Source organism: Arthrobacter sp. GQ119, from assembly GCF_059759125.1.
This window is the reverse complement of sequence record NZ_JCAXEA010000001.1, coordinates 17,858-43,061: the sequence shown is the minus strand read 5'-3', so window position 1 is coordinate 43,061 and position 25,204 is coordinate 17,858. Positions and strand designations below refer to the sequence as shown.

Annotated in this window: 24 protein-coding genes; 20 read left to right on the top strand and 4 right to left on the bottom strand. The window is 66.2% G+C overall.

Annotated features, from left to right (window positions below):
- The first annotated feature begins 105 nt into the window (after positions 1–105).
- The gene (dapB, locus tag AC6CH3_RS00220) at positions 106–864 is read left to right on the top strand and encodes a 4-hydroxy-tetrahydrodipicolinate reductase (RefSeq protein WP_498130537.1); all 759 of its coding nucleotides are present in this window, start codon (positions 106–108) and stop codon (positions 862–864) included.
- Positions 865–869: 5 nt separating this feature from the next.
- The gene (locus AC6CH3_RS00215) at positions 870–1,358 is read left to right on the top strand and encodes a hypothetical protein (protein ID WP_498130536.1); all 489 of its coding nucleotides are present in this window, start codon (positions 870–872) and stop codon (positions 1,356–1,358) included.
- Positions 1,359–1,417: 59 nt separating this feature from the next.
- On the opposite strand, the gene AC6CH3_RS00210 is transcribed toward AC6CH3_RS00215, so the two are convergent.
- Complete coding sequence (locus AC6CH3_RS00210) at positions 1,418–2,653, bottom strand: heparan-alpha-glucosaminide N-acetyltransferase domain-containing protein (protein ID WP_498130535.1); 1,236 nt, start codon at positions 2,651–2,653, stop codon at positions 1,418–1,420.
- 146 nt (positions 2,654–2,799) lie between these two features.
- Between AC6CH3_RS00210 and AC6CH3_RS00205 the strand changes: the two genes are divergently transcribed.
- The 8 genes from AC6CH3_RS00205 (at position 2,800) to AC6CH3_RS00170 (ending at position 11,597) form a co-directional block, all read left to right on the top strand.
- A complete protein-coding gene (locus AC6CH3_RS00205; protein WP_498130534.1) occupies positions 2,800–3,252 on the top strand; it encodes a hypothetical protein in 453 nt (150 codons plus the stop codon).
- Between the two features lie 9 nt (positions 3,253–3,261).
- Positions 3,262–4,020, top strand: a complete 759-nt coding sequence (locus AC6CH3_RS00200) for a carbon-nitrogen hydrolase family protein (protein WP_498130533.1) — start codon at positions 3,262–3,264, stop codon at positions 4,018–4,020.
- Positions 4,021–4,118: 98 nt separating this feature from the next.
- A complete protein-coding gene (gene dapA / locus AC6CH3_RS00195) occupies positions 4,119–5,027 on the top strand; it encodes a 4-hydroxy-tetrahydrodipicolinate synthase (protein ID WP_498130532.1) in 909 nt (302 codons plus the stop codon).
- Between the two features lie 42 nt (positions 5,028–5,069).
- Entirely contained in the window at positions 5,070–6,761 is a 1,692-nt protein-coding gene (locus AC6CH3_RS00190; RefSeq protein ID WP_498130531.1) for a ribonuclease J, read from the top strand.
- Between the two features lie 101 nt (positions 6,762–6,862).
- Positions 6,863–9,781 (top strand): FtsK/SpoIIIE family DNA translocase, encoded by a 2,919-nt coding sequence (locus AC6CH3_RS00185; RefSeq protein WP_498130530.1) that lies wholly within the window; start codon positions 6,863–6,865, stop codon positions 9,779–9,781.
- Positions 9,782–9,849: 68 nt separating this feature from the next.
- Complete coding sequence (gene pgsA, locus AC6CH3_RS00180; RefSeq protein ID WP_498130529.1) at positions 9,850–10,515, top strand: CDP-diacylglycerol--glycerol-3-phosphate 3-phosphatidyltransferase; 666 nt, start codon at positions 9,850–9,852, stop codon at positions 10,513–10,515.
- The gene (locus AC6CH3_RS00175) at positions 10,512–11,006 is read left to right on the top strand and encodes a CinA family protein (RefSeq protein WP_498130528.1); all 495 of its coding nucleotides are present in this window, start codon (positions 10,512–10,514) and stop codon (positions 11,004–11,006) included. Before pgsA ends, AC6CH3_RS00175 begins: the two co-directional genes overlap by 4 nt.
- Before the next feature lie 138 nt (positions 11,007–11,144).
- Positions 11,145–11,597 carry a helix-turn-helix domain-containing protein gene (locus AC6CH3_RS00170; RefSeq protein ID WP_498130527.1) on the top strand — a complete coding sequence of 151 codons (453 nt, stop codon included), beginning with the start codon at positions 11,145–11,147 and terminating at the stop codon, positions 11,595–11,597.
- A 120-nt stretch (positions 11,598–11,717) separates the two neighbouring features.
- Here the strand turns inward: AC6CH3_RS00170 and AC6CH3_RS00165 are convergent, their stop codons facing one another.
- Complete coding sequence (locus AC6CH3_RS00165; protein ID WP_498130526.1) at positions 11,718–12,227, bottom strand: MarR family winged helix-turn-helix transcriptional regulator; 510 nt, start codon at positions 12,225–12,227, stop codon at positions 11,718–11,720.
- Between the two features lie 42 nt (positions 12,228–12,269).
- On the opposite strand from AC6CH3_RS00165, the gene AC6CH3_RS00160 reads away from it, so the two are divergent.
- From AC6CH3_RS00160 to dapF, 6 genes are all read left to right on the top strand, one after another.
- On the top strand, positions 12,270–12,494 hold the full coding sequence (locus AC6CH3_RS00160) for a DUF3046 domain-containing protein (RefSeq protein ID WP_498130525.1): 225 nt from the start codon (positions 12,270–12,272) through the stop codon (positions 12,492–12,494).
- A 201-nt stretch (positions 12,495–12,695) separates the two neighbouring features.
- Entirely contained in the window at positions 12,696–13,748 is a 1,053-nt protein-coding gene (recA, locus tag AC6CH3_RS00155; RefSeq protein ID WP_487445153.1) for a recombinase RecA, read from the top strand.
- Positions 13,749–13,818: 70 nt separating this feature from the next.
- Complete coding sequence (locus AC6CH3_RS00150) at positions 13,819–14,325, top strand: regulatory protein RecX (protein WP_498130814.1); 507 nt, start codon at positions 13,819–13,821, stop codon at positions 14,323–14,325.
- A gap of 52 nt (positions 14,326–14,377) precedes the next feature.
- Entirely contained in the window at positions 14,378–15,922 is a 1,545-nt protein-coding gene (miaB, locus tag AC6CH3_RS00145) for a tRNA (N6-isopentenyl adenosine(37)-C2)-methylthiotransferase MiaB (RefSeq protein ID WP_498130524.1), read from the top strand.
- A gap of 3 nt (positions 15,923–15,925) precedes the next feature.
- Positions 15,926–16,828, top strand: a complete 903-nt coding sequence (gene miaA, locus AC6CH3_RS00140) for a tRNA (adenosine(37)-N6)-dimethylallyltransferase MiaA (RefSeq protein ID WP_498130523.1) — start codon at positions 15,926–15,928, stop codon at positions 16,826–16,828.
- Between the two features lie 75 nt (positions 16,829–16,903).
- Positions 16,904–17,848 (top strand): diaminopimelate epimerase, encoded by a 945-nt coding sequence (gene dapF / locus AC6CH3_RS00135; RefSeq protein WP_498130522.1) that lies wholly within the window; start codon positions 16,904–16,906, stop codon positions 17,846–17,848.
- Here the strand turns inward: dapF and AC6CH3_RS00130 are convergent.
- Positions 17,829–18,443 carry a class I SAM-dependent methyltransferase gene (locus tag AC6CH3_RS00130; protein ID WP_498130521.1) on the bottom strand — a complete coding sequence of 205 codons (615 nt, stop codon included), beginning with the start codon at positions 18,441–18,443 and terminating at the stop codon, positions 17,829–17,831. The genes dapF and AC6CH3_RS00130 overlap by 20 nt on opposite strands.
- A gap of 354 nt (positions 18,444–18,797) precedes the next feature.
- Between AC6CH3_RS00130 and hflX the strand changes: the two genes are divergently transcribed.
- Both hflX and AC6CH3_RS00120 read left to right on the top strand, forming a co-directional pair.
- Entirely contained in the window at positions 18,798–20,375 is a 1,578-nt protein-coding gene (gene hflX, locus AC6CH3_RS00125) for a GTPase HflX (RefSeq protein ID WP_498130520.1), read from the top strand.
- Positions 20,368–22,422, top strand: a complete 2,055-nt coding sequence (locus tag AC6CH3_RS00120; protein WP_498130519.1) for an ATP-dependent DNA helicase — start codon at positions 20,368–20,370, stop codon at positions 22,420–22,422. Before hflX ends, AC6CH3_RS00120 begins: the two co-directional genes overlap by 8 nt.
- A 69-nt stretch (positions 22,423–22,491) precedes the next feature.
- Here AC6CH3_RS00120 and lexA read toward each other — a convergent pair whose 3' ends face one another.
- Positions 22,492–23,241, bottom strand: a complete 750-nt coding sequence (gene lexA / locus AC6CH3_RS00115; RefSeq protein WP_498130518.1) for a transcriptional repressor LexA — start codon at positions 23,239–23,241, stop codon at positions 22,492–22,494.
- A 321-nt stretch (positions 23,242–23,562) separates the two neighbouring features.
- Between lexA and AC6CH3_RS00110 the strand changes: the two genes are divergently transcribed.
- Positions 23,563–24,003 carry a LysM peptidoglycan-binding domain-containing protein gene (locus AC6CH3_RS00110; protein ID WP_498130517.1) on the top strand — a complete coding sequence of 147 codons (441 nt, stop codon included), beginning with the start codon at positions 23,563–23,565 and terminating at the stop codon, positions 24,001–24,003.
- Between the two features lie 78 nt (positions 24,004–24,081).
- The gene (locus AC6CH3_RS00105; RefSeq protein WP_498130516.1) at positions 24,082–25,200 is read left to right on the top strand and encodes a histidinol-phosphate transaminase; all 1,119 of its coding nucleotides are present in this window, start codon (positions 24,082–24,084) and stop codon (positions 25,198–25,200) included.
- Positions 25,201–25,204: the final 4 nt, after the last annotated feature.

Here is a 25,204-nt window from a genome sequence, read left to right as displayed (position 1 = left end):
GGCGTCACTCGTCTCCGGCTGCACTCCGGGACGGCGATAATGCAGGGTGGTAATGCAGTGTCCGGGGTTCCGCCCCGTGGCCGGACGAAAGGTAGGGTTGAAACCATGATCGAACAACTCCCTGTCGCCGTTCTGGGCGCGAACGGGCGCATGGGCGCCGAAGCCGTCAAGGCCGTGGAATCCGCCCCCGACATGAAGCTCGTTGCGGCCCTCGGGCGCGGCGACTCCCTGGACGCGCTGAAGGGCGCCGGCGCCAGGTTCGTTGTGGACCTCACCGTGCCGGAGAGCACTGAGGCCAACGTCCGTTTCGCCGTCGAGAACGGAATGCATGCCGTTGTCGGGACCACCGGCTGGGACATCGGCAGGCTGGAAAGCCTTGAATCGCTGCTCGAGGACCATCAGGGCATCGGCGTCCTGATTGCACCGAACTTTGCCCTTGGTTCCGTACTGGCATCCGCCTTCGCGGCCACGGCATCAAGATATTTCGAGTCTGTGGAGGTCATCGAACTCCACCACCCCGACAAGGTCGACGCGCCCTCCGGTACGGCAGTCCGCACGGCCCAGCTGATCGCAGCGGAGCGTGCAGGGGCGGGCGTCGGGCCAAGCCCGGACGCCACCACCACTGAACTCGTAGGCGCCCGTGGCTGCGACGTGGAGGGAGTCCGTGTGCACAGCGTCAGGCTCCGCGGACTGGTGGCGCACCAGGAAGTGCTGCTCGGAGGCCCCGGGGAGCAGCTGACCATCAGGCACGATTCGTTCGACCGCGCCTCGTTCATGCCCGGGGTCCTCCTGGGCGTGCGGAACGTGGCGCAGCACCCCGGCCTGACCGTGGGCCTTGACGGCTACCTTGATCTGGGGCTGTAGGGAACGTGGAACGTCTTTTTGGCCAGCTGAAGAAGAACCGCACCAAAATCTGGGTGGGCGCGGTGACGCTTCTTCTGGTGTTCTACCTCGTCGTGTCCTTTCAGCGGTCCGTGCTTCTGCTGACGGACCCCGAGCCGGTGGCCAAAGCCATCGGCGCGGCGTACCTGATTCTCCCGGTCATCGGCGCCTGGGCACTGATTCGTGAACTGCTGTTCGGCGCCCGGACCGAACAAATGGCAAAAGTGCTGGAAGCCGAAGGCGGCCTGCCCGTTGACAACCTGCCGCGCACCCCGGCGGGAAGGATCGTGCGCGCAGCAGCGGACCAGGAGTTCGAGAAATACCGCAGTGAGGCCGAAGCCGCCCCCGATGACTGGCGTTCCTGGTTCCGCCTCAGCTGCGCCTACGACGCTGCAGGAGACCGCAAGCGTGCCCGCGCTGCGATGCGGGACGCGGTGCGGCTCTTCCAGGCCTCTAAGGGCGCCCTCGCCCGGTAAATGCCCTGCCTGGTAACTGGCCTGCCTGAATATGGCCTGGCCAGGCGGTGTCCGGCGTCCTAGCGGACTCTGTCCGGCTCGTGCCGTCCCACCTGGTTCGCGGCGTGGCCGAGCCATTCGAGTGGCCCCCGTTTCTTCAGGATCACGAAGGCCATTCCGATCAGCACGGCCAGTGCGGCATGGGCAAAATACACGCCATCCTCGGTCCAGCCCGACGGAAGAGGCTGGAGACGGGACAACGCCACGACCCACACGTGCACCGTGTAAAGGGTCAGGGTCATGGCGCCCGCGCCGCGCAACGGCAGCAACAGGTCCAGGTCCAGCCATTCTCCGAGCCTGCCAACCAACAGGCAGAGCCCGACGACGGCCGCGGCCACGCCGCTGGTGTGCAGCAGGTCCAGGGTGGTCCCCGAATGCGGTGCACTGGTGGCCAGCCACCACCACGACCCCTCCTGCCGGACACCTGCCAGGTTGACCTGCAGAATGCTCGCCAGCGGATAGTTGGGATCCGAGAGCACTTCCTGCAGCGCGGCCCGGCCGCCCCAGGACTCCATCGCGGCCGTGCCCAGAACCTTGGCGAACGCGGCCACGGCGCTGCCGGCGGTCAGCAGCAGCAGGGGCAGGCCGGCCGCTGACAGGGACAGCCTGCCGATGACGAGTCCCACCAGCAGATACGAGATCCACTGAAAGACAGGGTAATAGCCCGTCAGGAACAGGTCGCCAAGCAGCTGTGCGGGCGTGGACAGGTCCTCCCAGCCAGGGTTGTGGTTCAACTGCAGGGGCGGATCCGCCGCCATGAGCCAGGGCCGAAGCAGAAAGGCCAGCAGGGGGGAGCCCACGATCCAGCCGGCGGCCCAGGCACAGAGGGCTTTCAGCCGCAGCCCGATAAACGGGAGTATGCACAGGAAGAGCGCGGCATAGTGCACGAGGATGACCGCGACGTTGACCTCAAGGCCACCAAGGGCCAGTCCGACGACGGCGATCACCAGAGCACGCATGGCTATGCCCCGCCGGGCTGCTGTAAGGGCGCTGCCCTCCAGGGGACGCTGCTTGCCGGTGGACAGCGCCAGGCCGATTCCGGCAAGGACAGCGAACAGCGCGGCTGCGCGGCCTGAGAATGTCAGCCCGATCCAGGTGGGGGTCAAATTGGCATCCGGCTCGAATGTGGGCAGCAGGTGTGTGGCCATCATGCCGAGGAGGGCCAGGCCGCGGGCGGCGTCGATGCCCGCAAGACGGGTGCTGGCTGCAGGACCTTTTGACGTTCTGGACGATGCAGCGGTACTCCCCGAGGTCATGATTTGATCGTCTCACACCTGGGAGCCGGTAATCTGCCGGGCAAGTTCTCAGCCGGGTGCGGGCGATGGGGATGCCGCCTCCGACGTTCGCAACGCAATCCTGCCGGAGGCTTGTATTCGAATATATGTTCGAATAAGATTTCGGCATGATCAACTCATTCGGGCATGACTCAGAGTTCAGATATGGCTCAGAGTTCAGATACGGCTCAGGGTTCCGAAGCGGCGCGGACAGCCAACCGCGCAGGGAAGCGGACAGGCAAGCGCGCAAGGAACCGTTCAGGGAACCGCGCAGCGCGCCTGCAACCAGCACCGACGGGCCGCTGCGGGCGCTGAGTCCGGGAGTGGTTGACTACCTTTTCAGGCAGCTCGTGGCGGGCAATCCGGCCGAGGACGTGCAATGGGGCCGCGAAGGAGTTCCGCTCTCCGCCCAACCGCCCGGGGCAGAGTTGGCGCGGCGGCTGTCGGAGACCGATCTTGAAGCCCTGACGCCCGCGGAGCTCTTCCATTACGTACGCGCCGCCCAGCGCCTGGCCACCTGGGCGGAGTCCTTGCGGGAAGCTGCCGTGGGCCGTTACTGCGTAGGAAAGGATCCTGCCTAGGATGAAGGCGTGACCGGAGCGCTGACCGTATCTGCCATCCAATATGAGGCCCTCGAAGGCGGCATAGTGGCCAACGTGCCGGAGCATGTCCGTCTCATCGAGGACGCGGATTCCCACGGTGCCCGGCTCGTGATCTTTCCGGAACTTTCCCTGACCGGCTACAACCTGCCATTGCTTCGGAGTGCGGAGCAGTGGCTGGTGCCGGGCGATCCCCGGCTTGCCGCGGTGCGGGAGATCTGCCGGCGCACGGGGGTTACTGCCGTGGTGGGGGCCGCCCTGCGGGAGCATGACGGCACGCCCCGGCTGGCATCCCTGGCCGTCCACCCCGACGGGTCGGAGGAAGCGGGTTTCAAAGCCCATCTGCACGGCGGGGAGGCCGCGTTGTTTCGGGCCGGTCCGGGCCCGGCTGTCCTCGACGTGGATGGCTGGAAGGTCGCCCTGGCCATCTGCTTCGATGCTGCCCATCCCGTGCACTCCGGCACCGCTGCGGAAGCAGGCGCGGACGTCTATGCCGTTTCGGGCCTTTACACCCAGGGTGAGGGGACGCGGCTGGGCTTGCATCTTGGGGCGCGCGCCATGGACAACCGCATGTACACGCTTTTGGCCAACCTTGGCGGCCGGACGTCTCTTGGGCCCTCCTGCGGGCTGAGCGGTTTTTGGGGGCCGGACGGACTCGCCATGCAGCGTGCCAAGGGCACGGGAACGGAAGTGCTCACGGCGGTGCTTGGGAGGGGCGCCCTGGAGCGATACCGCCGCCCGCCAACGTGACGGGTCCGCCCTCCGGGTTTGACGGCGCCCACGAGTTTGACCATCATCACGCGCCCGCCATTGTCCTAACCTGCCGGTGACAGGGTAACGTTTTTCCCATGGCTGACACTTCCGCGAACATTCCTGCTCTTGGCACCCTCCTGACCGCCATGGTCACGCCCTTCACAGGGGACGGCAAAGTGGACTACCAGCAGGCGGCGGAACTGGCCGTCAAGCTCGTGGACGACGGCTGTGACGGCCTGGTGGTGACCGGAACCACCGGGGAAACCTCCACCCTCACCGACGAGGAAAACCTTGGCATGTTCCGTGCCGTCAAGGATGCCGTCGGAGGACGCGCAGCGATCATCGCCGGCACCGGAACCAACGACACCGCGCACTCCGTGCAGCTTTCGCAGCGGGCGGCCGCGCTCGGGGTCGACGGACTCCTGATTGTCACGCCGTACTACAACAAGCCCAGCCAGGCCGGCGTCCGCGCACACTTCGAGACCATCGCGTCTGCAACCGATCTTCCCGTGATGCTGTACGACATCCCCGGCCGCTCCTCCATTCCGATTGCGCCCGAGACCATGATCCGTCTTTCGCAGCACCCGAATATCGTCGCCGTCAAGGACGCCAAGGCGGATTTCGCCGCCGCGACACGCGTCATGGCCGAGACGGACCTCCTCTTCTACTCCGGTGACGACGGCTTGACCCTCCAGTGGATGGCGATGGGCGCCGTGGGCCTGGTGGGTGTCACAACACATGTCGTCACCCGCCGCTTCCGGGAACTTATCGACGCCGTCAGCGCGAACGACCTGGGCACGGCCCGCAAAATCAATTTCGAGCTTGAACCAGTTGTGCGCGCAACGATGACCCGCGTCCAGGGTGCCGTTGCAGCCAAGCAAATTCTTAAATGGCAGGGAGTCCTGCCCAACTCGATTGTCCGTTTGCCCCTCGTGGAGCCGGACGAAGCCGAGATCGAAACCATCCGCGAGGATTTGGCGGAAGGAGGGCTGGTCTATTCCTGACGGACTACGACCGGCACTCTTCCGCCTGGAAAGAAGTGCATTATGACCCAAGTTGCCCTACCCGGCCTTGTCACGCCTCCCCGCCTTGCCGAAGGCACCCTTCGGATCGTTCCCCTGGGCGGCCTCGGCGAGATCGGCCGGAACATGGCAGTCTTCGAAATCGACGGCAAGCTGCTGATCGTTGACTGCGGTGTCCTCTTCCCGGAGGAGACCCAGCCGGGCGTTGACCTGATCCTGCCCGACTTCTCCTACATAGAGGACCGGCTGGATGACATCGTGGCTGTGGTGCTGACCCATGGCCACGAAGACCACATCGGCGCTGTACCGTACCTTTTGCGGCTCCGCAGCGACATCCCGCTCGTGGGTTCGCAGCTGACGCTCGCCCTTGTCGAAGCCAAGCTGCAGGAACACCGCATCCGGCCCTACACGCTGACGGTGACCGAAGGGCAAGTGGAGCAGTTCGGCCCCTTCCAATGCGAGTTCGTTGCCGTCAACCACTCGATCCCGGATGCGCTGGCAGTCTTCCTCCGCACCTCCGGCGGAACTGTGCTGCACACAGGTGACTTCAAGATGGACCAGCTCCCGCTGGACGGCCGGATCACGGACCTCCGGCACTTCGCCAAGCTCGGCGAAGAAGGCGTGGACCTGTTCATGTGCGACTCCACGAACGCCGATGTCCCGGGCTTCACCACTGCGGAAAAGGAAATCGGCCCCACCCTGGACAGGGTCTTCGGGCAGGCCACCAAGCGCATCATCGTGGCGTCCTTCTCCTCGCACGTCCACCGTGTGCAGCAGGTCCTGGATGCCGCGGCCAAACATGGCCGCAACGTGGCGTTCGTCGGGCGTTCCATGGTCCGGAACATGGCGATCGCCGAAAAGCTGGGATACCTGGACGTGCCTGACGGCATCGTGGTGGACCTGAAGAACATCGACAGCCTGCCGGACAACAAGGTGGTGCTGATGTCCACCGGCTCGCAGGGCGAGCCCATGGCCGCCCTGTCCCGTATGGCCAACGGCGACCACCGGGTGGTGGTTGGCCACGGTGACACCGTTATCCTGGCCTCCAGCCTGATCCCCGGCAACGAGAACGCTGTGTTCCGTATCATCAACGGCCTGCTGAAGCTGGGCGCCGACGTCATTCACAAGGGCAACGCCAAGGTCCACGTGTCCGGCCATGCCGCGGCCGGTGAGCTGCTGTACTGCTACAACATCCTTGAGCCGCTGAACGCCATGCCTGTGCACGGCGAGACCCGGCACCTAATCGCGAACGGCAAGATTGCCGAGGAATCGGGCGTGCCCGAGGCCAGCATCCTGCTCGCGGACAATGGCACCGTGATCGACCTCAAGGACCACCGTGCCGACGTCGTGGGTCAGATCGAGGTCGGCTTCGTCTACGTGGACGGCTCCAGCGTCGGCGAAATTACCGACGCCGACCTCAAGGACCGGCGGGTCCTCGGCGACGAAGGCTTCATCTCCATCATTACGGTCATCAACCGGGCCACCGGCAAGGTGGTCTCCGGACCTGAGATCCATGCCAGGGGCGTCGCGGAGGATGACTCGGTGTTCGACGACATCATTCCCAAGATCAACAACGCGCTGGAGGAGGCCGTGCTGAGCAATGCGGACCACACCACCCACCAGTTGCAGCAGGTGGTCCGCCGGATCGTCGGAACGTGGGTCAACCGCAAGCTGCGGCGCCGCCCGATGATTATTCCGGTAGTCCTCGAGGCCTAAGCCGCCGTTCGGGGCTCCAAGGGCTCCGGGGCGGGCGAACACAGTCCGCAGATGCCCGGAAATCCGCGGAATCCGGCCGGGGTTGGAGTACCGTGGCTCATATGGCCACACGTACTTCCCCCGCGCCAAAACGCACTCCCAGCGCCAAATCAGGCACGTCAGCGGGCCGCTCCGGCTCCCCGGCGTCCAAATCCGGCCGGGGCGGAGCATCCGGTGGAACGGCGCGCACGCGCCAGCTGGCCGCCGTCGAACCCCGGCAGCCGTGGCTGCTGCGGGTGCTGGGTGGCGCGTGGCTCGGAATTGGCCACCTGGTCGGCGGGGGAGTGCGGCGGATCGGCCACGACGTCAGCAGCGACCTCGCACCGGAAGAACGCCGTGACGGGGCCGCGCTGTTCAATCTCGCACTGGCGGTCTTCATCGCCACTTTTGCCTGGTGGGGCTTCCGGGGCTGGTTCCCGGATGCCGTCTACGCGGTGGTCAACGGCACTTTCGGCTGGATGTCGCTGGTGCTGCCGCTGATGCTGTTCGTCTGCGCCGTGCGGCTGTTCCGCCAGCCGGCCGACGGCCGCGGCAACAACCGCGTGGGGATCGGCTTCCTGATCATGACCTTCGCGGGTTGCGGGCTGGCCCACATCATTGGAGGCCAGCCGACCGTCGCCCAGGGATTCGACGGCCTGCGCCAGGCAGGCGGCATGCTGGGCTTCCTGGCGGCATCCCCGCTGGCCGCCATCCACGCGGCGGTGCCGGTGGCCCTGTACGGACTGCTGGCCTTCGTCTCGCTGCTCATCGTGACGGCAACACCCTTCACCGCCATCCCGCGGCGCCTGCGGGCAGCCTATGAGCACCTGATGGGAGTGGACCTCCAGGACCACGACGGCGATGTCCACGACCGCAGTTACCTTTACGAAAACACCGCCGCGGCGGCACCGAAAAAGAAGCGCAAGCGGCTCTTCGGCAAGGACCCGGAAGGCGACGGGCGCCTGGAGGGCTACGTCGGTGATGAGGCCTTTGAACATGCGGTCATCGATGACGACGATCCTGCGGCCCCGTCCGGCAAGGGGACACCGTCCGGCACGGGCGCCCCGGCCGTGGCGCCGGGTGTCCGCCGCCCCACGCAGGCCGAGATCGCCGTCGAAAAGATCAAGGCCGCCCAGGGGCTCGGCTCCAAGGGCGGGGATGCAGACGGGGACAACGCCACGGAGGCCATCCCGCTCGTCACCCCGGGCATGGTGGCCGCCGGTTCACTCAACCCGGCCGGTGCCGGTGCCGCCGCGCAGGTGCCCTCCAAACCGGTGGCGCCCGCGCCGCCGCCAACCCCGATCCCGCAGCGCACCGAGCAGCTCTCCCTGGCCGGGGACGTCACGTACACCCTGCCGTCGTCGGACATGCTGACCCCCGGATCCATCCCGAAGGAACGGACGGAAGCCAACGACGCCGTCGTCGCGGCGCTGACGGACACCCTGACGCAGTTCAACGTGGACGCCAGCGTCACCGGCTTCAGCCGGGGCCCCACGGTTACCCGCTACGAAATTGAGCTGGCGTCCGGCACCAAGGTGGAGCGCGTCACGGCGCTGTCCAAGAACATCTCCTACGCCGTCGCCAGCTCAGACGTGCGCATCCTGAGCCCCATTCCGGGCAAGTCGGCCATCGGCATCGAGATCCCGAACACCGACCGTGAGACTGTCTCGCTGGGCGACGTGCTGCGCAGCCAGAACGCCCGCCGCACGGACCACCCCATGGTCATGGGCGTCGGCAAGGACGTCGAGGGCGGCTATGTCGTCGCGAACCTGGCCAAGATGCCCCACCTCCTCGTGGCCGGCGCCACCGGAGCAGGTAAGTCATCGTTCGTGAACTCAATGATCACCTCAATCCTCATGCGCGCCACACCGGATGAGGTCCGCATGGTCATGGTGGACCCCAAGCGCGTGGAACTGACGGCCTATGAGGGCGTGCCGCACCTCATCACGCCCATCATCACGAACCCGAAGAAGGCGGCGGAGGCGCTGCAGTGGGTGGTCCGCGAGATGGACGCCCGCTACGACGACCTGGCGAACTACGGCTTCAAGCACATCGATGACTTCAACAAGGCCGTCCGCGCAGGCAAGGTCCATCCGCCGGTGGATTCCAAGCGTGTCATCCGGCCCTACCCTTACCTGCTGGTGATCGTGGACGAGCTCGCCGACCTCATGATGGTGGCCCCGCGCGACGTCGAGGACTCCATTGTCCGAATCACGCAGCTCGCCCGTGCCGCCGGCATCCACCTGGTGCTGGCCACCCAGCGGCCGTCGGTGGATGTGGTCACAGGCCTGATCAAGGCCAACGTTCCCTCGCGCATGGCCTTCGCGACGTCCTCCGTCACCGACTCCCGCGTGGTCCTCGACCAGCCAGGCGCCGAGAAACTCATCGGCCAGGGTGACGCCCTCTTCCTGCCCATGGGTGCCTCCAAGGCCATGCGTGTGCAGGGCGCGTGGGTGACGGAGTCCGAGATCCACAAGGTGGTGGAGCACGTCAAGGGCCAGCTCAAGGCCGACTACCGGGACGACGTCGCCGCCGATGCGCCCAAGAAGCAGATCGACGACGACATCGGCGATGACCTCGAAGTGCTGCTGCAGGCAACGGAGCTGGTGGTCACCACGCAGTTCGGCTCCACGTCGATGCTGCAGCGCAAGCTCCGCGTCGGGTTCGCCAAGGCCGGGCGCCTCATGGACCTGCTCGAGTCCAGGGGAGTGGTGGGACCCTCGGAAGGGTCCAAGGCCCGCGACGTGCTGGTCAAACCTGATGATCTCGCGGCGGTGCTGGCCGCCATGAAGGGCCAGGAAGCCCCGGCGGCGCCCGATTCGCAGACAGCCGCCCTGAGCGACAACGCAAACGCCAACATTGCGCAGGGCGGCTACGCGGAAGACCTCGTCGCAGCCGACCTGGACAACCGGGCGCAGAGCGCTGAGTACTATGACGGCGCGGACGGTTCCGGGGACGACGACGAGGGTTCCGAGGACGCCTGGTCCCTCACCGGGCGCTAGCCCGGAAGAGACAGCTCCGAAGTGTTGTAGCCCGGGAGCCGCAGCCCGGAAGACGGTAGCCTAGGAGAGTGACTAGCACCGAAGCGACCGCGGCCGGCTCCAACAGCTCCGGGATCTGGAACCTTCCCAATATCCTCACGATGCTCCGCATTGTGCTGGTGCCGTTCTTCGTGTGGTTCCTCATCGCAGATGCTCCGGGCCTGCAGAGCGAATCCGGGCCGTGGCGCTGGGCCGCCGTCGCTGCCTTCGCCGTCGCGATCTACACGGACAAGCTCGACGGCGACATAGCCCGGAGCCGCGGACTGGTCACCGATTTCGGAAAGATCGCGGACCCCATTGCCGACAAGCTGCTGATCGGGTCGGCCCTGGTCATGCTTTCCGTGCTGGACGAACTGTCCTGGTGGATTACGGCGGTCATCCTCGTCCGCGAGTGGGGCATCACGGCGCTGCGATTCTTTGTCATCCGCTATGGCGTGATTCCCGCCTCCCGCGGCGGAAAGCTCAAGACCGTCGTGCAGACGGCCGCGATCTTCCTCTACCTGCTTCCGCTGTCCGCGATTGCGCCCTGGCTGGTTTGGGTGGCCTTCGCCGTGATGCTGGTGGCCGTCATCATCACGGTCTGGACCGGCGTTGAGTACATTCTTGAAGCTCTGAAAGTCCGCGCCCAGGGGCTGCGGCGCAGGGCCGAGGAACGGCAGGACCAGAACCCGGACACGCAGGAAGGAAAGGCATGAGCAACCTTCACCGAATCGCCGGCGAGACAGTCGCGGCAGCCGTCGCGCGGGGCGTCACCGTTGCCACCGCCGAATCGCTGACCGCCGGCATGGTCACGGCCATGCTGGCGGATACGGCAGGGGCGTCGGCGATGCTGCGAGGCGGCGTCGTCTCCTACAGCAACTCCGTCAAGCGGGATCTGCTCCGCGTTCCGCAGGAACTGCTCGACGCCGTCGGCTCCGTCGACGGCGACGTCGCGGCGGCCATGGCAGAGGGTGCACGGAATGCCTGCGGGGCTGACCTGGGTGTTTCCACCACCGGTGTGGCCGGGCCGAACGGGCACGATGGCAAACCGGTGGGGACTGTTTTCATCGGCATCGCCACCGCTCAGGGCGCCACGTCCTATCCCTACAGTTTCGAGGGAACCCGGGCGGAGATCCGCGCACTGGCCTGCGAGGCCGCACTCGCGCGGCTCCAGGAGGCTCTGGCGTCGCTAAGCTACCGGGAGTAAGGTTGCCGGGAACAAAAAGCATTACCGAATAGTTGTTACATTGTGTCGCTTCTCCAAGAGGGAGGCGCCTAGGATGAAAAGACCAACATCGGTTCGCTTCCCAGCGGACCGGACACATGAGGGAGCAAGGCGATACAGATGGTAAAGCAGCCCGTATCCGTAAACGGCGTTGTCCGCTGGAAGGATGTGGGCCTCGCCGATCAGGCCAAGAGCGAACAGAAGGAGCGCAAGATGGTAGTACTTCGTCACGAAATCGGTGATGTCCTGCGCGATGTCCGCCAGCGTCAAGGGCGTACCCTCCGCGAAGTGTCGCACAGCGCCCGAGTTTCCCTAGGCTACCTGAGTGAAGTGGAGCGCGGCCAGAAGGAAGCCTCTTCGGAGCTGCTGTCCTCGATCTGTTCGGCCTTGGATGTTCCGTTGTCCAGCATGCTCCGCGAGGTCAGCGACCGCGTGGCCATGGCCGAAGGTGTTGCCGTACCGGACACAGTGCCGCAGGAGTTCGCCCAGCGCTACGGCCGCGACCTGGAGCGCGACCTCAGCACCGAACTGAACAACGAGCTGGCCAAGGGCCTGCTGTCCAGCGCCCGGTAGCCCGCAGCGCACAGGAAAGATTTAGAGCGATGGCCCCCGGCATAAGCCGGGGGCCATCGTCGTTGAATTGTTTGAATTGGATGCCCTTGCGCGTGCGCCGTGCCCTGGATGCAACTACGCCTAGAGCTCGCCGTCCTTGGGAAACCCGTCACGTTCGTACGTGGCATTGAGCTTGGCCATATACGTGGCCAGGGCCTCCAGGTCCTCCACCGGCCATTCACCCAGCCGCTCCCGGAAGACCTGCCGCCTTGCGTCCTGCACCTGGTGCATCTTCTCTTCACCCTTGGGCGTGAGGCGGATGGTCTGGGCGCGTCCGTCCAGTGGATCGGCTTCCTTGAGCACGAGGCCGATGCCCTCGAGGAACGCGATCTGCCGGCTCACAGAGGGCTTTCCCACGCCGATGCAGGACGCGAGCTCGGTCAGCCGGATGGGTCCCGTCTTGCGGATCATGGTGAGCAGCCCGTATGCAGCAGGCTCCATGTCCGGATGCACCTCGCGTGAGAGCTGCTGGGAGACGGAGCGGGCGCGCCGCCAGAAAATACTGATTTGATGCTCCACTGACTTCAGCGCGGCATCAAGTGTGTCCTCGGAGGGTGCGGACCCACCCGGGGCGTCAACGGGGTTGCTCATGGCAACCATTCTAGAGTCCGCAGCCATGAGAGACTCTATGGCGTGCGGATTAGTGATTTTTGGCGGCTCATGGACGACGAGTTCGGCGCAGGCTATTCCCGCGTGCTCAGCAGCTCACTGAGCCTCGTGGGCGTGGGAGGCAAAACGGCCGACGAGGCTTTGGCCGCCGGCGTCAATCCCCGCGATGTCTGGCTCGCCGTGTGCGACGTCCAGGACGTTCCCGCGGAACGCCGGCTCGGCCGGGACATCAAGCCCAGCCCCAACTGATTCCGCCCGCCGGCAGAGTCCTGACACGCCGACCGATTGTTCGAATATCTGTTCGGACGGGACTATGCTTTTTTCCAGCGGGTTATCCACATACGCAGTCCCGCCCGGCAATATTGTCACAGGGCGGCGCTAGCGTCAGTGATGACAGAGACAGGGCCGCACAGGCCACTCCACAGCGAGAAAGCAATAGAGGTGTGAACCATGGCGGCAGCCCCGGATCGTGCAAAGGCGTTGGAAGCAGCGCTTGCCCAGATTGACAAGCAGTTCGGCAAGGGATCGATCATGCGCCTGGGCGATGAAACCCGGGCCCCCATCGAAGTCATTCCCACCGGCTCCATCGCGCTGGACGTCGCTCTGGGTATAGGCGGGCTCCCGCGGGGCAGGGTCGTTGAGATCTACGGCCCGGAATCGTCCGGTAAAACCACGGTGGCCCTCCACGCTGTGGCGAACGCCCAACGCAACGGCGGCATCGCGGCCTTCATCGACGCCGAGCACGCTCTCGACCCCGAGTACGCCGCAAAGCTGGGCGTGGACACCGACGCACTGCTCGTGTCGCAGCCGGACACCGGCGAGCAGGCCCTGGAAATTATGGACATGCTGGTGGGCTCGGGCTCGCTGGACATCGTCGTCATCGACTCCGTGGCAGCGCTCGTGCCGCGCGCCGAAATCGAAGGTGACATGGGAGACAGCCACGTCGGTCTGCAGGCCCGCCTGATGAGCCAGGCGCTGCGGAAGATCACCGGTCGGCTGAGCCAGACCAAGACCACTGCCATCTTCATTAACCAGCTTCGCGAAAAGATCGGTGTGTTCTTCGGCTCACCCGAAACCACCACCGGCGGCAAGGCCCTGAAGTTCTACGCTTCCATCCGCATCGACGTCCGCCGCATCCAGACCCTGAAGGAAGGCGCCGACTCCGTCGGCAACCGCACCAAGGCGAAAATCGTCAAGAACAAGATGGCCCCGCCCTTCAAGATCGCTGAATTCGACATCATCTATGGCCAGGGCATCTCCCGCGAGGGCGGCATCATCGACATGGGCGTGGAGCACGGCATTATCAAGAAGTCGGGTTCCTGGTTCACCTACGACGGCGACCAACTCGGCCAGGGCATGGAGAATTCCCGGCGTTTCCTCCGCGACAACCCCGAGCTGGCGGCGGAACTCGAGCGGCTCATCAAGGAAAAGCTCGGTGTCGGAGTCAAGCCCGCCGCCGACGCCGAGGCTTCACCGAAGCTGAAGGCCGTTGACGGTTTCTAGCAGCAGGGCGCGCGGCCGGGCCCGCGGCGCTGAGGCAGGCCGGCGGCCTGCCTCGCCGCCGCCCGAAGCCATGGCAGACCGGGATGCAGATCCCGCGTCCGTGGCTCGGGCCATTGTGCTGCGCCAGCTGACCAGCGCGCCCAAGAGCAGGCTCCAGCTTGAGCGCAAGCTGGCTGAACGCAATGTGCCTGAGGACGTCGCCGCCGCGGTCCTGGACCGGTTTGAAGAGGTCAGGCTCGTCGACGACGCAGAATTCGCGGACATGTGGGTGCGGAGCCGTTCCCAGACCCGCAAGCTGGCCAAGGGAGCCCTCCGTCGGGAGCTCGCTGACAAGGGGATTGATCCGGAGACGGCCGCTTCGGCACTGCAGCAGCTCAGCGACGAAGACGAGGAAGCCGCGGCCAGGCACCTGGTGGAACGCAAGCTCCGGCCGGGGACAGACCTGTCTGACCGTGCAGAGCGGGACAAAACCACCCGACGCCTGGCCTCGATGCTCGCCCGCAAGGGGTACCAGCCCTCGCAGGCATTCCGGATCGTCGGGGAAGTGCTTGACGCCGCCTCCGTGGACCAGGCATAGCGGCGGCACTGAAGCACATCCGACAGTTGGCCATAGCCGGTACGCTTAACGGGTGAGTCTGACCTACCCTTCCCCCTCCTCCGGCGCCGTCCCCTCAACAGCCGACACCGCCAGCGCACCCCGCACCTACCAGGTGCGGACGTTCGGCTGCCAGATGAACGTCCACGATTCCGAACGGATGGCCGGGATGCTTGAGGCGGCGGGTTACGTTCCAGCGGAGGGTGCCCAGGCCGACGTCGTGGTCTTCAACACGTGTGCCGTAAGGGAGAACGCGGACAACAAGCTGTACGGCAACCTCGGCATGCTGGCGCCCGTCAAGGAAGCCAACCCGGGAATGCAGATCGCTGTCGGCGGGTGCCTGGCGCAGAAAGACCGTGAAACCATCCTGAAGAAGGCTCCGTGGGTGGACGCGGTCTTCGGGACGCACAACGTCGGCGCCCTTCCGGCGCTCCTGGACCGGGCCCGCCACAACAGCGAAGCCCAATTCGAGATCCTTGAGTCCCTCGACGTTTTCCCGTCCACGCTGCCCACCAAACGGGACTCCGTGTACTCCGGCTGGGTGTCTATTTCGGTGGGCTGCAACAACACGTGCACGTTCTGCATCGTCCCCGCCCTCCGCGGCAAAGAGAAGGACCGCCGGCCGGGGGACATCCTGGCAGAGGTCCAGGCGCTGGTCGACGACGGAGCCATCGAGGTGACCCTGCTGGGGCAGAACGTCAACTCCTATGGTGTGGAGTTCGGCGACCGCCTGGCGTTCTCCAAGCTGCTCCGCGCCTGCGGGGACATTCCCGGCCTGGAACGGGTCCGGTTCACCAGCCCCCACCCGGCCGCGTTCACGGACGACGTGATTGACGCCATGGCCGAGACGCCCAACGTCATGCCCCAGCTGCACATGCCGCTGCAGTCCGGCTCGGACAAGGTCCTCAAGGACATGAGGCGCTCCTACCGCTCGGCGAAGTTCCTCGGGATCCTGGACAAGGTCCGGGAGAAGATCCCGCACGCGGCGATTTCGACGGACATCATTGTCGGCTTCCCGGGCGAGACGGAGGAGGATTTCCAGGCAACCCTGGACGTCGTCGAAAAGTCGCGCTTCGCCACGGCATTCACCTTCCAGTACTCCAAGCGGCCCGGCACCCCGGCCGCTGATCTTCCCGGCCAGCTGCCCAAAGCCGTCGTGCAGGAAAGGTTCGAACGGCTTACAGCCCTGCAGGACCGCATCGCCGCCGAGGAGAACGCCAAGCAGCTCGGACGCCAGGTCGAGGTCATGGTCACCGCCCAGTCAGGGCGCAAGGCAGAGGAAACCCACCGGTTGTCCGGCCGGTCCCAGGACCAGCGGCTCGTCCACTTCTCCGTGCCCGACGGCGCCGCGGCACCCCGGCCCGGCGACCTCGTCACGGTCACCATCACCGAGGCCGCGGCCTTCCATCTGGTCGCCGACCCGGCAACGGCCGCCGACTACTCCCTGCGGCGTTCCCGTGCCGGCGACGCCTGGAACAGGTCGCAGGCGGACTCGTGCGGCGCACCCGCACCGGCGGCCGCCGGCGGCAAAACCGGCGTTTCGCTCGGCATGCCGTCACTTCCCGTGCGCAGCCGCTAGCCCGTGGCCGTCAGGCAGCCGCCCGTCATTGCGGTGGTCGGGCCGACGGGTTCCGGAAAGTCCGACCTTGCCGTCGGGCTGGCGCTGGAGCTCGACGGTGAGGTGATCAACGCCGACGCCATGCAGTTCTACCGCGGCATGGATATCGGCACAGCCAAGATCACCGAACCCGAGCGCAGGGGAGTTCCGCACCATCTGCTGGACATCCTGGACGTCACGGAGGAAGCGTCGGTGTCCGAGTTCCAGCAGCAGGCAAGAGCAGCGGTCGCGGACATCCACCGCCGGGGCAAGCGGGCCATCCTTGCGGGCGGGTCCGGGCTGTATGTGCGTGCCGCCCTCGACGTCCTGGAATTTCCGGGCACCGACCCCGGCATCCGCGCCCGCCTCGAGCAGGAACAGGCGGACTCCGGAACTGCCCCGCTCCTGCAACGCCTCCGGGAGGTGGACCCGGTGTCCGCGGGCCGGCTCGGGGATGCCCGGCGGATTATCCGGGCCCTGGAGGTCTTCGAACTGACAGGCCGCCCGTTCAGCTCGTTTATGCCCAGCCGGGAGTACGTTCAGCCCGCCGTGCAGATCGGCCTGGCAGTGGACCGGGACGAACTGCGCGAACGCCTGGCCGTCCGGGTCCACCGCATGGTGGACCGCGGACTGCTGGCCGAGGTTGAACGGCTGGATGCTGCCGGACTCAGGCGCGGCCGGACGGCGCCACGGGCACTGGGGTATGCCCAGTTCCTCAAAGTGCTCGACGGCGAAGCAAATGTTGCGCAGGCAGCAGAGGAAACCATCGTGGCCACCCGACAGTTCGCCCGCCGCCAGCTCACCTGGTTCCGGGCCGACCCGCGCATCGCCTGGCTGGACTGGCAGGATACCGCCCTTGCGGAGAAGGCCACGGCTCTCTGCTCCTGACGCCAAAACGGTCACACGCCCGGACGCTCCCCGGCTGTTTTCCGGGACGCTGCGGCGTGCAGGTACGCTTGAAACATGAACGAAGCCCTTGCAGAAACCGCTGAGCGTGCCATCTCAAACCTGAGCGGCCTCCGCTTCTCCAAGGGCCACGGAACCGGCAACGACTTTGTCCTGATCGCCGACCCCGAGGGAACGCAGTCCATTTTCCCGGAACAGGTTGCCGAGCTGTGCGACCGCCACCGCGGCATCGGCGGGGACGGGCTCATCCGGGCCGTCCCGTCGCGTCTCCTCGACGAGGGCCGCCGGCTCCTGACCGACCATCCCAACGCAGAGTGGTTCATGGACTACCGCAACGGCGATGGCTCGCTGTCTGAGATGTGCGGCAACGGCGTCCGGGTCTTCGTCCACTTCCTCCTCGCCGAGGGGCTTGCAGAACTCCCGGAGGGCGGCTCACTGACCATCGGCACGCGCGGCGGCGTGAAGACCATCGTCCGCACAGCTGACGGCTACGCCGTGGACATGGGCCCATGGGAGTTCATCTTCCCCGCCGAGGCAGCAGCCCGCGCCATGGACTCCCTGGTCACTGCCGACGGCCTGGAAGTGCCGCGGCCGGCACTGTCAGTCAGCATGGGAAACCCGCACACCGTCGTCGCGCTGGCCGAACTGTCCGAGCTGGAAGCCACGAGGCTCTTCACTGCACCCCACGTCGATCCCAAGCCGGCCCACGGCACCAACGTCGAATTCGTTGTCCCGTCAGAGCCGCTGGTCCACGACGGAGTCGGCACAGTGACCATGCGAGTGCACGAGCGCGGCGTCGGTGAAACGCAGTCGTGCGGCACCGGCGCGTGTGCCGCCGCGGTGGCGATCCGTCACTGGGCGGGCCAGGGTGCACCGGACGCCTGGCGCGTCAAGGTGCCGGGCGGCGTCGTCGGCGTTAAATTCTTTACCGTGGCAGACGGCCACGAGCATGTGGAACTGAGCGGGCCCGCAACGATCGTTGCTAGCGGGACGCTTTCCTGACCCGCAGGATGCGGAAGGACTTGGACGTGCTCTCGCGGGTCACCGCAAACGAGTCGTCAAGCGCGTCCGCGAGCCAGCGCTGAAGCGAATCGGATCCCAGGTTCTTCTGCACCACCAGCCAGGCTGAACCTCCCGGCGCGAGACGGGGCAGCCACAGCAGCAGCAGTGAGTGCAGCTCATCCTTGCCAATCCGGATCGGCGGATTGGACCAGATGGTGTCGAAGCGCAACTCCGGGTCCACGGCCTCGGGCGTGCTGGCCGTGACATTGCCAAGCCCCAGCAGCGCTGCGTTCTCGTTGGTGAGCGTGATACAGCGCTCATTGACGTCCACCGCATACACGTGGGCGTGCGGTGCCCGCAGCGCCATCGTCAGGGCGATGGGACCCCAGCCGCAGCCGATATCCAGCAGGTTTCCCTGCGGAGCTGGGGCGGGGACCTCCGCGAGCAGAACAGCGGTGCCCTTGTCGATGCCGTCCGGGCTGAAGATGCCGGAGGAGGTCTGCAGCGTGCGCGTTTCGCCGGCCAGGTCCACGGTGAGCGGCTTGCGGGTGAACGGCCCGGCGGGCGAGGCGCTGAAATAGTGGGCAGAATCCATAACTGGCCAGATTAGTGGGCTTACCACCCGGATGGGAAACGGGATGGGAAACCGGGTGGTCCGCATCTGCTACTCTGGAAGGCATGTTCCTGATCTTTGAGTAGCCGGTATTTTCCGCCGCAGGCTTCCAGCCGTGGCGCCGGCCGCGTGCTTCCCGTTGCGATGCAGGTGTAACACCTTCCGCCCGGAGCGCGCACAACCACACTCAATCAGTCCACTTCCTGCCGCTCCGGCCTGCACGCCGTCGGCATTTCAGGAGCCCTCATGACCCCCCGCCGTCAGCCCAGCGCGAATACCGCAGCCAAGGGCAACAATCAGCACTATTCTGAAGATGCAGAACCTTTTAAGGAGACCATGACCAGTCAGCACAATTCCGGATCCGAGCCAGCAGCCCAGGACATGAGTCCCGAGGAAATCCAAGCTGTCATCGACCGGATTCTTTCCAAAGACGTCCCGGCACGAAATGCCGCACCTGCCAACGGCGCTGGTGCCGGCAGCAAGGCCGTCTTTGGCCAGGCGCAGGCCATCTCGCGGCTTGACGAGGAACACAGCACGTTCGACGGCGACCAGCAGGATCTTGAGGAACGCCGGGCCCTGCGCCGCACCGCCGGGCTGTCCACCGAACTCGAAGACGTCACCGAAGTCGAGTATCGGCAGCTGCGCCTGGAGCGCGTGGTCCTGGCCGGGCTGTGGACCGAAGGCACCCTCGCCGATGCCGAGAACTCCCTGCGGGAACTCGCTGCGCTTGCGGAAACCGCGGGATCGGAAGTGCTCGACGGGCTGGTCCAGCGCCGGGCGAAGCCGGATCCCGGCACGTTCCTCGGTTCGGGCAAGGCCCTGGAGCTCAAGGACGTGGTGATGTCCACCGGTGCGGACACCGTGGTGGTGGATGCCGAGCTGGCGCCGTCGCAGCGCCGCGGACTGGAAGACATCGTCAAGGTCAAGGTCATCGACCGCACCGCCCTCATTCTCGATATCTTTGCGCAGCACGCCAAGAGCCGCGAGGGCAAGGCGCAGGTGGAGCTGGCACAGCTCGAATACCTGCTCCCGCGCCTCCGCGGCTGGGGCGAATCGATGTCCCGCCAGGCCGGCGGCCAGGTGGGCGGCGCAGGCGCCGGCATGGGCTCACGTGGACCTGGTGAAACGAAGATCGAACTGGACCGGCGACGGATCCGCACGCGGATGGCGAAGCTGCGCCGCGAGATCGCCGCGATGAAGCCGGCACGCCAGACCAAGCGGGCCAACCGCCGTCGTAATGCAGTTCCCTCTGTGGCCATCGCGGGGTACACGAACGCGGGCAAGTCCTCCCTGCTGAACCGGCTCACCGACGCCGGAGTCCTGGTGGAGAACGCCCTGTTCGCCACGCTGGATCCCACGGTCCGCAAGGCGGAGACGGCGGACGGGCTGGGCTACACCTTGGCCGACACTGTCGGCTTTGTCCGGTCCCTTCCGACTCAGCTGGTGGAGGCATTCCGGTCCACGCTCGAGGAGGTGGCGGACGCCGACCTCATCCTGCACGTGGTGGACGTCTCCCACCCTGATCCGGAGGGGCAGATCGCCGCCGTGCGCTCGGTGTTCTCCGAAGTGGATGCCCGCAAGGTCCCCGAGATCATCGTGCTCAACAAGGCCGACGCCGCTGATCCGTTCGTCGTGGAGCGCCTCAAGCAGCGCGAACCGCGCCATGTGGTGGTGTCCGCCCGAACCGGCCAGGGAATCCCTGAACTGCTGAAGGCGATCAGTGACGGCATCCCGCGGCCGAACGTCAAGCTGGAACTGCTGGTGCCGTACCACCGCGGCGACCTGATCAGCAAACTCCACGACTCCGACGCGGAGATCCTGAGCATGGATCACGAAGAGGGCGGCACCCGCGCCGTGGTCATGGTCCGGGAAGGCCTCGCGGCTGAACTGGAATCCTTCATCAGCAATGACTGAGCAGGCCGCAAAGCCAGCCGGTTCCACGGCCGGCGAGGAGTTCGTCCTTGGGCTCCTCGACCGCGCCGTGGCCGCCATGGGCGGACAAAGCCGCACTGGCCAGCACGAGATGGCGCGGCAGGTGGCGCGGGCGATTGAAACCGGCGACCACCTGCTGGTCCAGGCGGGTACGGGCACCGGCAAGTCGCTGGCCTACCTGATCCCGCTGATCGCCCATTCGCTCGAGAGCGACAAGCCCACCCTCGTCTCCACCGCCACCCTGGCGCTGCAAACGCAGATCGTGGGCCGGGACCTTCCGCGGTTGCTGAAGAACATCACCCCGGCGCTGGACCGGCCGGTGAAGGTAGCCCTCGTCAAAGGCCGCGCCAATTATGTGTGCCGGCACAAGCTCGAAGGCGGGTTCCCGTCTGAGGAGCCCTCCGAAGGGCAGCTCTTTTCGCTGGGCGAGGACACCAGCGTCCCGCATTTCGCCGCCGCGATGGGCGGGCCGTCGTCGCAGCTCGGCAAAGAGGTGGTCCGGCTCCGCGAATGGGCGGAAAAGACCGCCACGGGGGACCGCGACGAACTCCTCCCGGGGGTGACCGACCGTGCCTGGAGGCAGGTCTCTGTCACGTCCATGGAGTGCCTCGGCGCGCAGAAGTGTCCCCTCGCCGAGGAGTGCTTCAGTGAACTGGCCCGGCACGAAGCCGCCGAGGCCGATGTCGTGGTGACCAACCATGCCATGCTCGCCGTCAGCGCCTTCGAGGGCCTGGCCGTGCTGCCGGAGTACGACGTTGTGGTGGTGGACGAGGCCCACGAGCTCCAGGACCGTGTCACCGGCGCCGTTTCCGGGCAGTTGTCTGTCGCGATGGTGCATGCCGCAGCCTCGGGCGCCCGCAAGCACACAGGCATTACCGTGGATGCCCTCAACAACGCCGCGTCCAACCTTGAACTTGTCCTCACCGGCGTTCCCAGCGGGCTGCTCCCGAACGGACTCAACACGGAGCAGCTCGACTGCGTGGACCAGCTTCGCGAAGCGTGCCGGGCGGCGCTGTCAGATTCCAAGGGGGACAGCAACAACGCGGTCGACGGCGGGCGGCAGCTCGCACGGTCCCGCCTCCTCGTCATCCTGGAGCTCTGTGAACGGCTGCTCGCCGCGCGGGAAAACCGTGAGGTGGTGTGGTTTTCGCGGAACAGCACCTTTGACCCGCAGCAGGGCTATTCGGCACCCGACGACACCCAGCCCGCGCTGATCAACATCGCACCCCTGAGTGTTGCCGGGCGCCTTCGGGAGGGCCTGTTCGAAGGCCACACCGTGGTCCTGACCTCCGCCACGCTGGCAATCGGCTCGGCGTTCGAACCCGCCGCAGGCGGACTCGGTCTCCTGGGCGAAGGCGCCCCAAGCTGGACGGGCGTGGACGTCGGGTCCCCCTTCGACTACCCGAAGCAGGGCATCCTGTACGTGGCCGGGCACCTGCCCAAGCCGGGCAGGGGGACCTCGCCGGAAGCGCTCGACGAACTGGAAACGCTGATCCGTGCCTCCGGCGGGGGAGCGCTGTGCCTCTTCTCGTCCCGGCGGGCCGCCGAGGACGCTGCCGAGGCGCTGCGCCCCCGACTGGACGTCAGCGTGCTCTGCCAGGGTGACTCAACCATGACCGCGCTGGTAAAGCAGTTCGCCGACGAACCCGACACCTGCCTGTTCGGCACCATGTCCCTGTGGCAGGGTGTTGATGTTCCGGGCGGTTCGTGCCGGCTGGTGGTCATCGACAGGATTCCGTTCCCGCGGCCGGACGACCCCCTGATGACGGCACGCTCCCGGGCCGTGGCCCAGGCAGGCGGCAACGGCTTCATGTCTGTATCGGCCACCCATGCCGCGATCCGTCTGGCGCAGGGCGCCGGACGACTCATCCGGTCCACGGATGACAAGGGCGTGGTGGCGGTCCTGGATTCGCGCCTTTCGACCGAGCGCTACGGCGGGTTTCTCCGCGCGGCGCTCCCGCCGTTCTGGCCCACAACTGACCGCAAGATCGCCGTGGCGGCGCTGGAAAGGCTCGCCGGCGCGCAGTAGCCCTGGGGACTCACTGACTTTCGGCGTGCCGGAAGCCAAAGCGGGCGGTGGCCTATAGCGGGTCTTGACCTACAGCGAACGCAGGACGGACACGACCTTGCCCATGACCACGGCGTGGTCGCCCAGAATGGGCTCGTACTGGGTGTTCTGGGGAAGCAGCCAGGTGTGGCCGTCCCGCTGCCGGAAGGTCTTGACGGTTGCTTCGTCGTCCAGCAGCGCGGCCACGATATCGCCGTTGGCGGCGTCGCTTTGCCGCCGCACCACTACCCAGTCACCGTCGCAGATCGCGGCGTCCACCATGGAGTCCCCAGCCACTCTCAGCATGAACAGTTCCCCGTGTCCAACGAGCTGGCGGGGCAGCGGCATGAGGTCCTCCACCATCTGGTCGGCGAGGATGGGGCCGCCGGCTGCGATCCGGCCAACCAACGGAACGAGGGCCGTATCTGTGGCGCTGGGCAACTCCGTAACAGGGGCACCGCCCACGCTGTGCAGTCTGGCTTCCTTCTCGGCGCCTGCAGATTTAGGGACTCCGGCATCGAGCGTCAGGGGCATGAGGACCTCCATGGCCCGGGGACGTTTGGGATCGCGCCGCAGGTATCCGAGCTTCTCGAGCTGTGAGAGCTGGTGGGTGACGCTGGACAGGCTGGCGAGGCCAACCGTGTCCCCGATCTCGCGCATGGAGGGAGGGTATCCGTTGTCGTTGACCGAGCGCTGGATGGTTTCCAGGATTTTCTTCTGGCGGACAGTGAGTCCCTTGGGTGCTGTCCGGGACCGCTGGCTGCGCTGGGTAGCTTTGCCGTCGGAGGCTTGTGCTGCCATGTTCGCCAACGCCTTTCGTTCCTCCCGGCTTGTGTGGCTGCAGTTGCCGGGAACTTCCGGCCTGAAATGTCAGACCCTGCTGATCAACTGCAGAAGTGGTTGTTCTCTGATTTCAAACGTAGGCCAGCCATAAAGCTTTTTCAAACATTTGTTCTAGCGAGTCTCGACTTTGTTCGTTGATAGGTGCTAAAAATGGAGAAGCAAAGTTCGAACATGTGTTCTAGTTCAGCTGCGAAGCAGTCCGGTTATTCGAAGATCCCGGCGTATGTCCGGCGGACCGGGCATACGGGCAGCACAGAATGGTCCAGGAGGGCTCAGTTCATGTCAGCTACAACAGCAGGTCACCATTACCGTCCCGGGAAGCGGCGCAGCCCCCAGGGCCAGCAGTCCACCCAAGGCCTGCACGGCCCGCATGCCGGCGGACGGCCAGGCGGGCCGGCAGCCAAGCCGCCGCGCCTGCGGCTCACCCGCCGCGGGCGGATCGTCCTGATTGGGCTGCCGCTGGTACTGCTGGCGGCACTGCTCCTGTCACTCGCCGGCCTGTTCAACTCACCGGCCAAGGCTGCCGACACCGCCGGCGGTCTGTCGGTGACGGAGACCGTCTCCGTGACGGTGCAGCCAGGGGAATCGCTGTGGGCGATTGCCGGCAGCGTGGACCCGGACAGGGACCCGCGCGACGTCATCGCGGATATCGTCCAGCTGAACAACCTGGACAACGGCAAGGTCATGCCGGGACAGCAGCTGTTCGTCCCGGCCAAATAGGTCACCACCCGTCACGGCCGGTCCCGGCTGACCCGTCACAGTTTCCCGCTCGCCGCCCGGGGCACTTAAACTGGCCAAGTGACTGACCAGCTTGAGCGACTGAACCGACTTCCTCTTCGCACCAATTTGCGGGGGCTGACGCCTTACGGGGCGCCGCAGCTGGAGGTGCCGATCCTGCTCAACGTCAATGAGAACACCCATGGAGTGCCGGCTGACGTCAGGGCCGCCATTTCCGAGGCCGTAACAGAGGCCGCGGCCGGACTCAACCGCTATCCCGACCGGGAGTTCACCGAACTCCGGGAGGCCCTGGCGGAATACCTGGGCCACGGCCTCTCCGCCGACAACATCTGGGCGGCCAACGGCTCCAACGAAGTCCTCCAGCAGATACTCCAGGCATTCGGCGGCCCGGGCCGAACGGCGCTGGGCTTTCCGCCCACGTACTCCATGTACCCGTTGCTGGCCAGCGGAACAGATACCGAATACATCGTCGGACAGCGCGCGGAGGACTATGGCCTGAGCGCCGAGTCCGCGGCCGGCCAGGTCCGGGAGCTGCGGCCAAACGTCGTGTTCCTATGCTCACCAAACAACCCCACCGGCACCGGTCTGGGGCTGGACGTGGTGGAAGCCGTCTATGAGGCCGGCGAATCCAGCCGGACCATCGTCATCGTCGACGAGGCGTACCACGAGTTCGCCCACGACGGCACTCCCAGCGCGCTTACCCTGCTGCCGGGGCGGGAGCGGCTCATTGTGTCCCGGACCATGAGCAAGGCGTTTGCCCTGGCCGGCGCCCGCCTTGGATACATGGCCGCCGCCCCCGAGGTGGCAGACGCCCTGCGCCTGGTCCGTCTCCCGTACCACCTGTCCGCCGTCACCCAGGCCACCGCACTGGCCGCGCTCCGGCACCGCGAGGCGCTTATGGCCGACGTCGAGGACATCAAGCAGCAGCGCGACAGGATCGTCACCGAACTCACCAGGATGGGGCTTCGACCGGCCGCCTCGGACTCGAACTACGTCTTCTTCGGCGGCCTGGAGAACCCGCACGAGGTCTGGCAGGCCCTGCTGGATTCCGGTGTCCTGATCAGGGATGTCGGCATCCCGGGCCACCTGCGCGTCACGGCCGGCACTGAGACGGAAACCACAGCCTTCCTGGAAGCGCTGGAACGCATCCTGGCGAGGCAGGCTGCTCTTCCGGCATAAACTT

Coding starts and splice junctions, on each gene's coding strand:
- dapF (WP_498130522.1), top strand. CDS start 16,904: ATGAACGAAGCCCTTGCAGAAACCGCTGAGCGTGCCATCTCAAACCTG.
- AC6CH3_RS00210 (WP_498130535.1), bottom strand. CDS start 2,653: ATGACCTCGGGGAGTACCGCTGCATCGTCCAGAACGTCAAAAGGTCCT.
- dapB (WP_498130537.1), top strand. CDS start 106: ATGATCGAACAACTCCCTGTCGCCGTTCTGGGCGCGAACGGGCGCATG.
- AC6CH3_RS00150 (WP_498130814.1), top strand. CDS start 13,819: ATGGCAGACCGGGATGCAGATCCCGCGTCCGTGGCTCGGGCCATTGTG.
- dapA (WP_498130532.1), top strand. CDS start 4,119: ATGGCTGACACTTCCGCGAACATTCCTGCTCTTGGCACCCTCCTGACC.
- AC6CH3_RS00165 (WP_498130526.1), bottom strand. CDS start 12,227: ATGAGCAACCCCGTTGACGCCCCGGGTGGGTCCGCACCCTCCGAGGAC.
- lexA (WP_498130518.1), bottom strand. CDS start 23,241: ATGGCAGCACAAGCCTCCGACGGCAAAGCTACCCAGCGCAGCCAGCGG.
- hflX (WP_498130520.1), top strand. CDS start 18,798: ATGACCAGTCAGCACAATTCCGGATCCGAGCCAGCAGCCCAGGACATG.
- AC6CH3_RS00110 (WP_498130517.1), top strand. CDS start 23,563: ATGTCAGCTACAACAGCAGGTCACCATTACCGTCCCGGGAAGCGGCGC.
- AC6CH3_RS00205 (WP_498130534.1), top strand. CDS start 2,800: ATGATCAACTCATTCGGGCATGACTCAGAGTTCAGATATGGCTCAGAG.
- AC6CH3_RS00170 (WP_498130527.1), top strand. CDS start 11,145: ATGGTAAAGCAGCCCGTATCCGTAAACGGCGTTGTCCGCTGGAAGGAT.
- AC6CH3_RS00175 (WP_498130528.1), top strand. CDS start 10,512: ATGAGCAACCTTCACCGAATCGCCGGCGAGACAGTCGCGGCAGCCGTC.
- AC6CH3_RS00130 (WP_498130521.1), bottom strand. CDS start 18,443: ATGGATTCTGCCCACTATTTCAGCGCCTCGCCCGCCGGGCCGTTCACC.
- AC6CH3_RS00185 (WP_498130530.1), top strand. CDS start 6,863: ATGGCCACACGTACTTCCCCCGCGCCAAAACGCACTCCCAGCGCCAAA.
- AC6CH3_RS00190 (WP_498130531.1), top strand. CDS start 5,070: ATGACCCAAGTTGCCCTACCCGGCCTTGTCACGCCTCCCCGCCTTGCC.
- recA (WP_487445153.1), top strand. CDS start 12,696: ATGGCGGCAGCCCCGGATCGTGCAAAGGCGTTGGAAGCAGCGCTTGCC.
- AC6CH3_RS00120 (WP_498130519.1), top strand. CDS start 20,368: ATGACTGAGCAGGCCGCAAAGCCAGCCGGTTCCACGGCCGGCGAGGAG.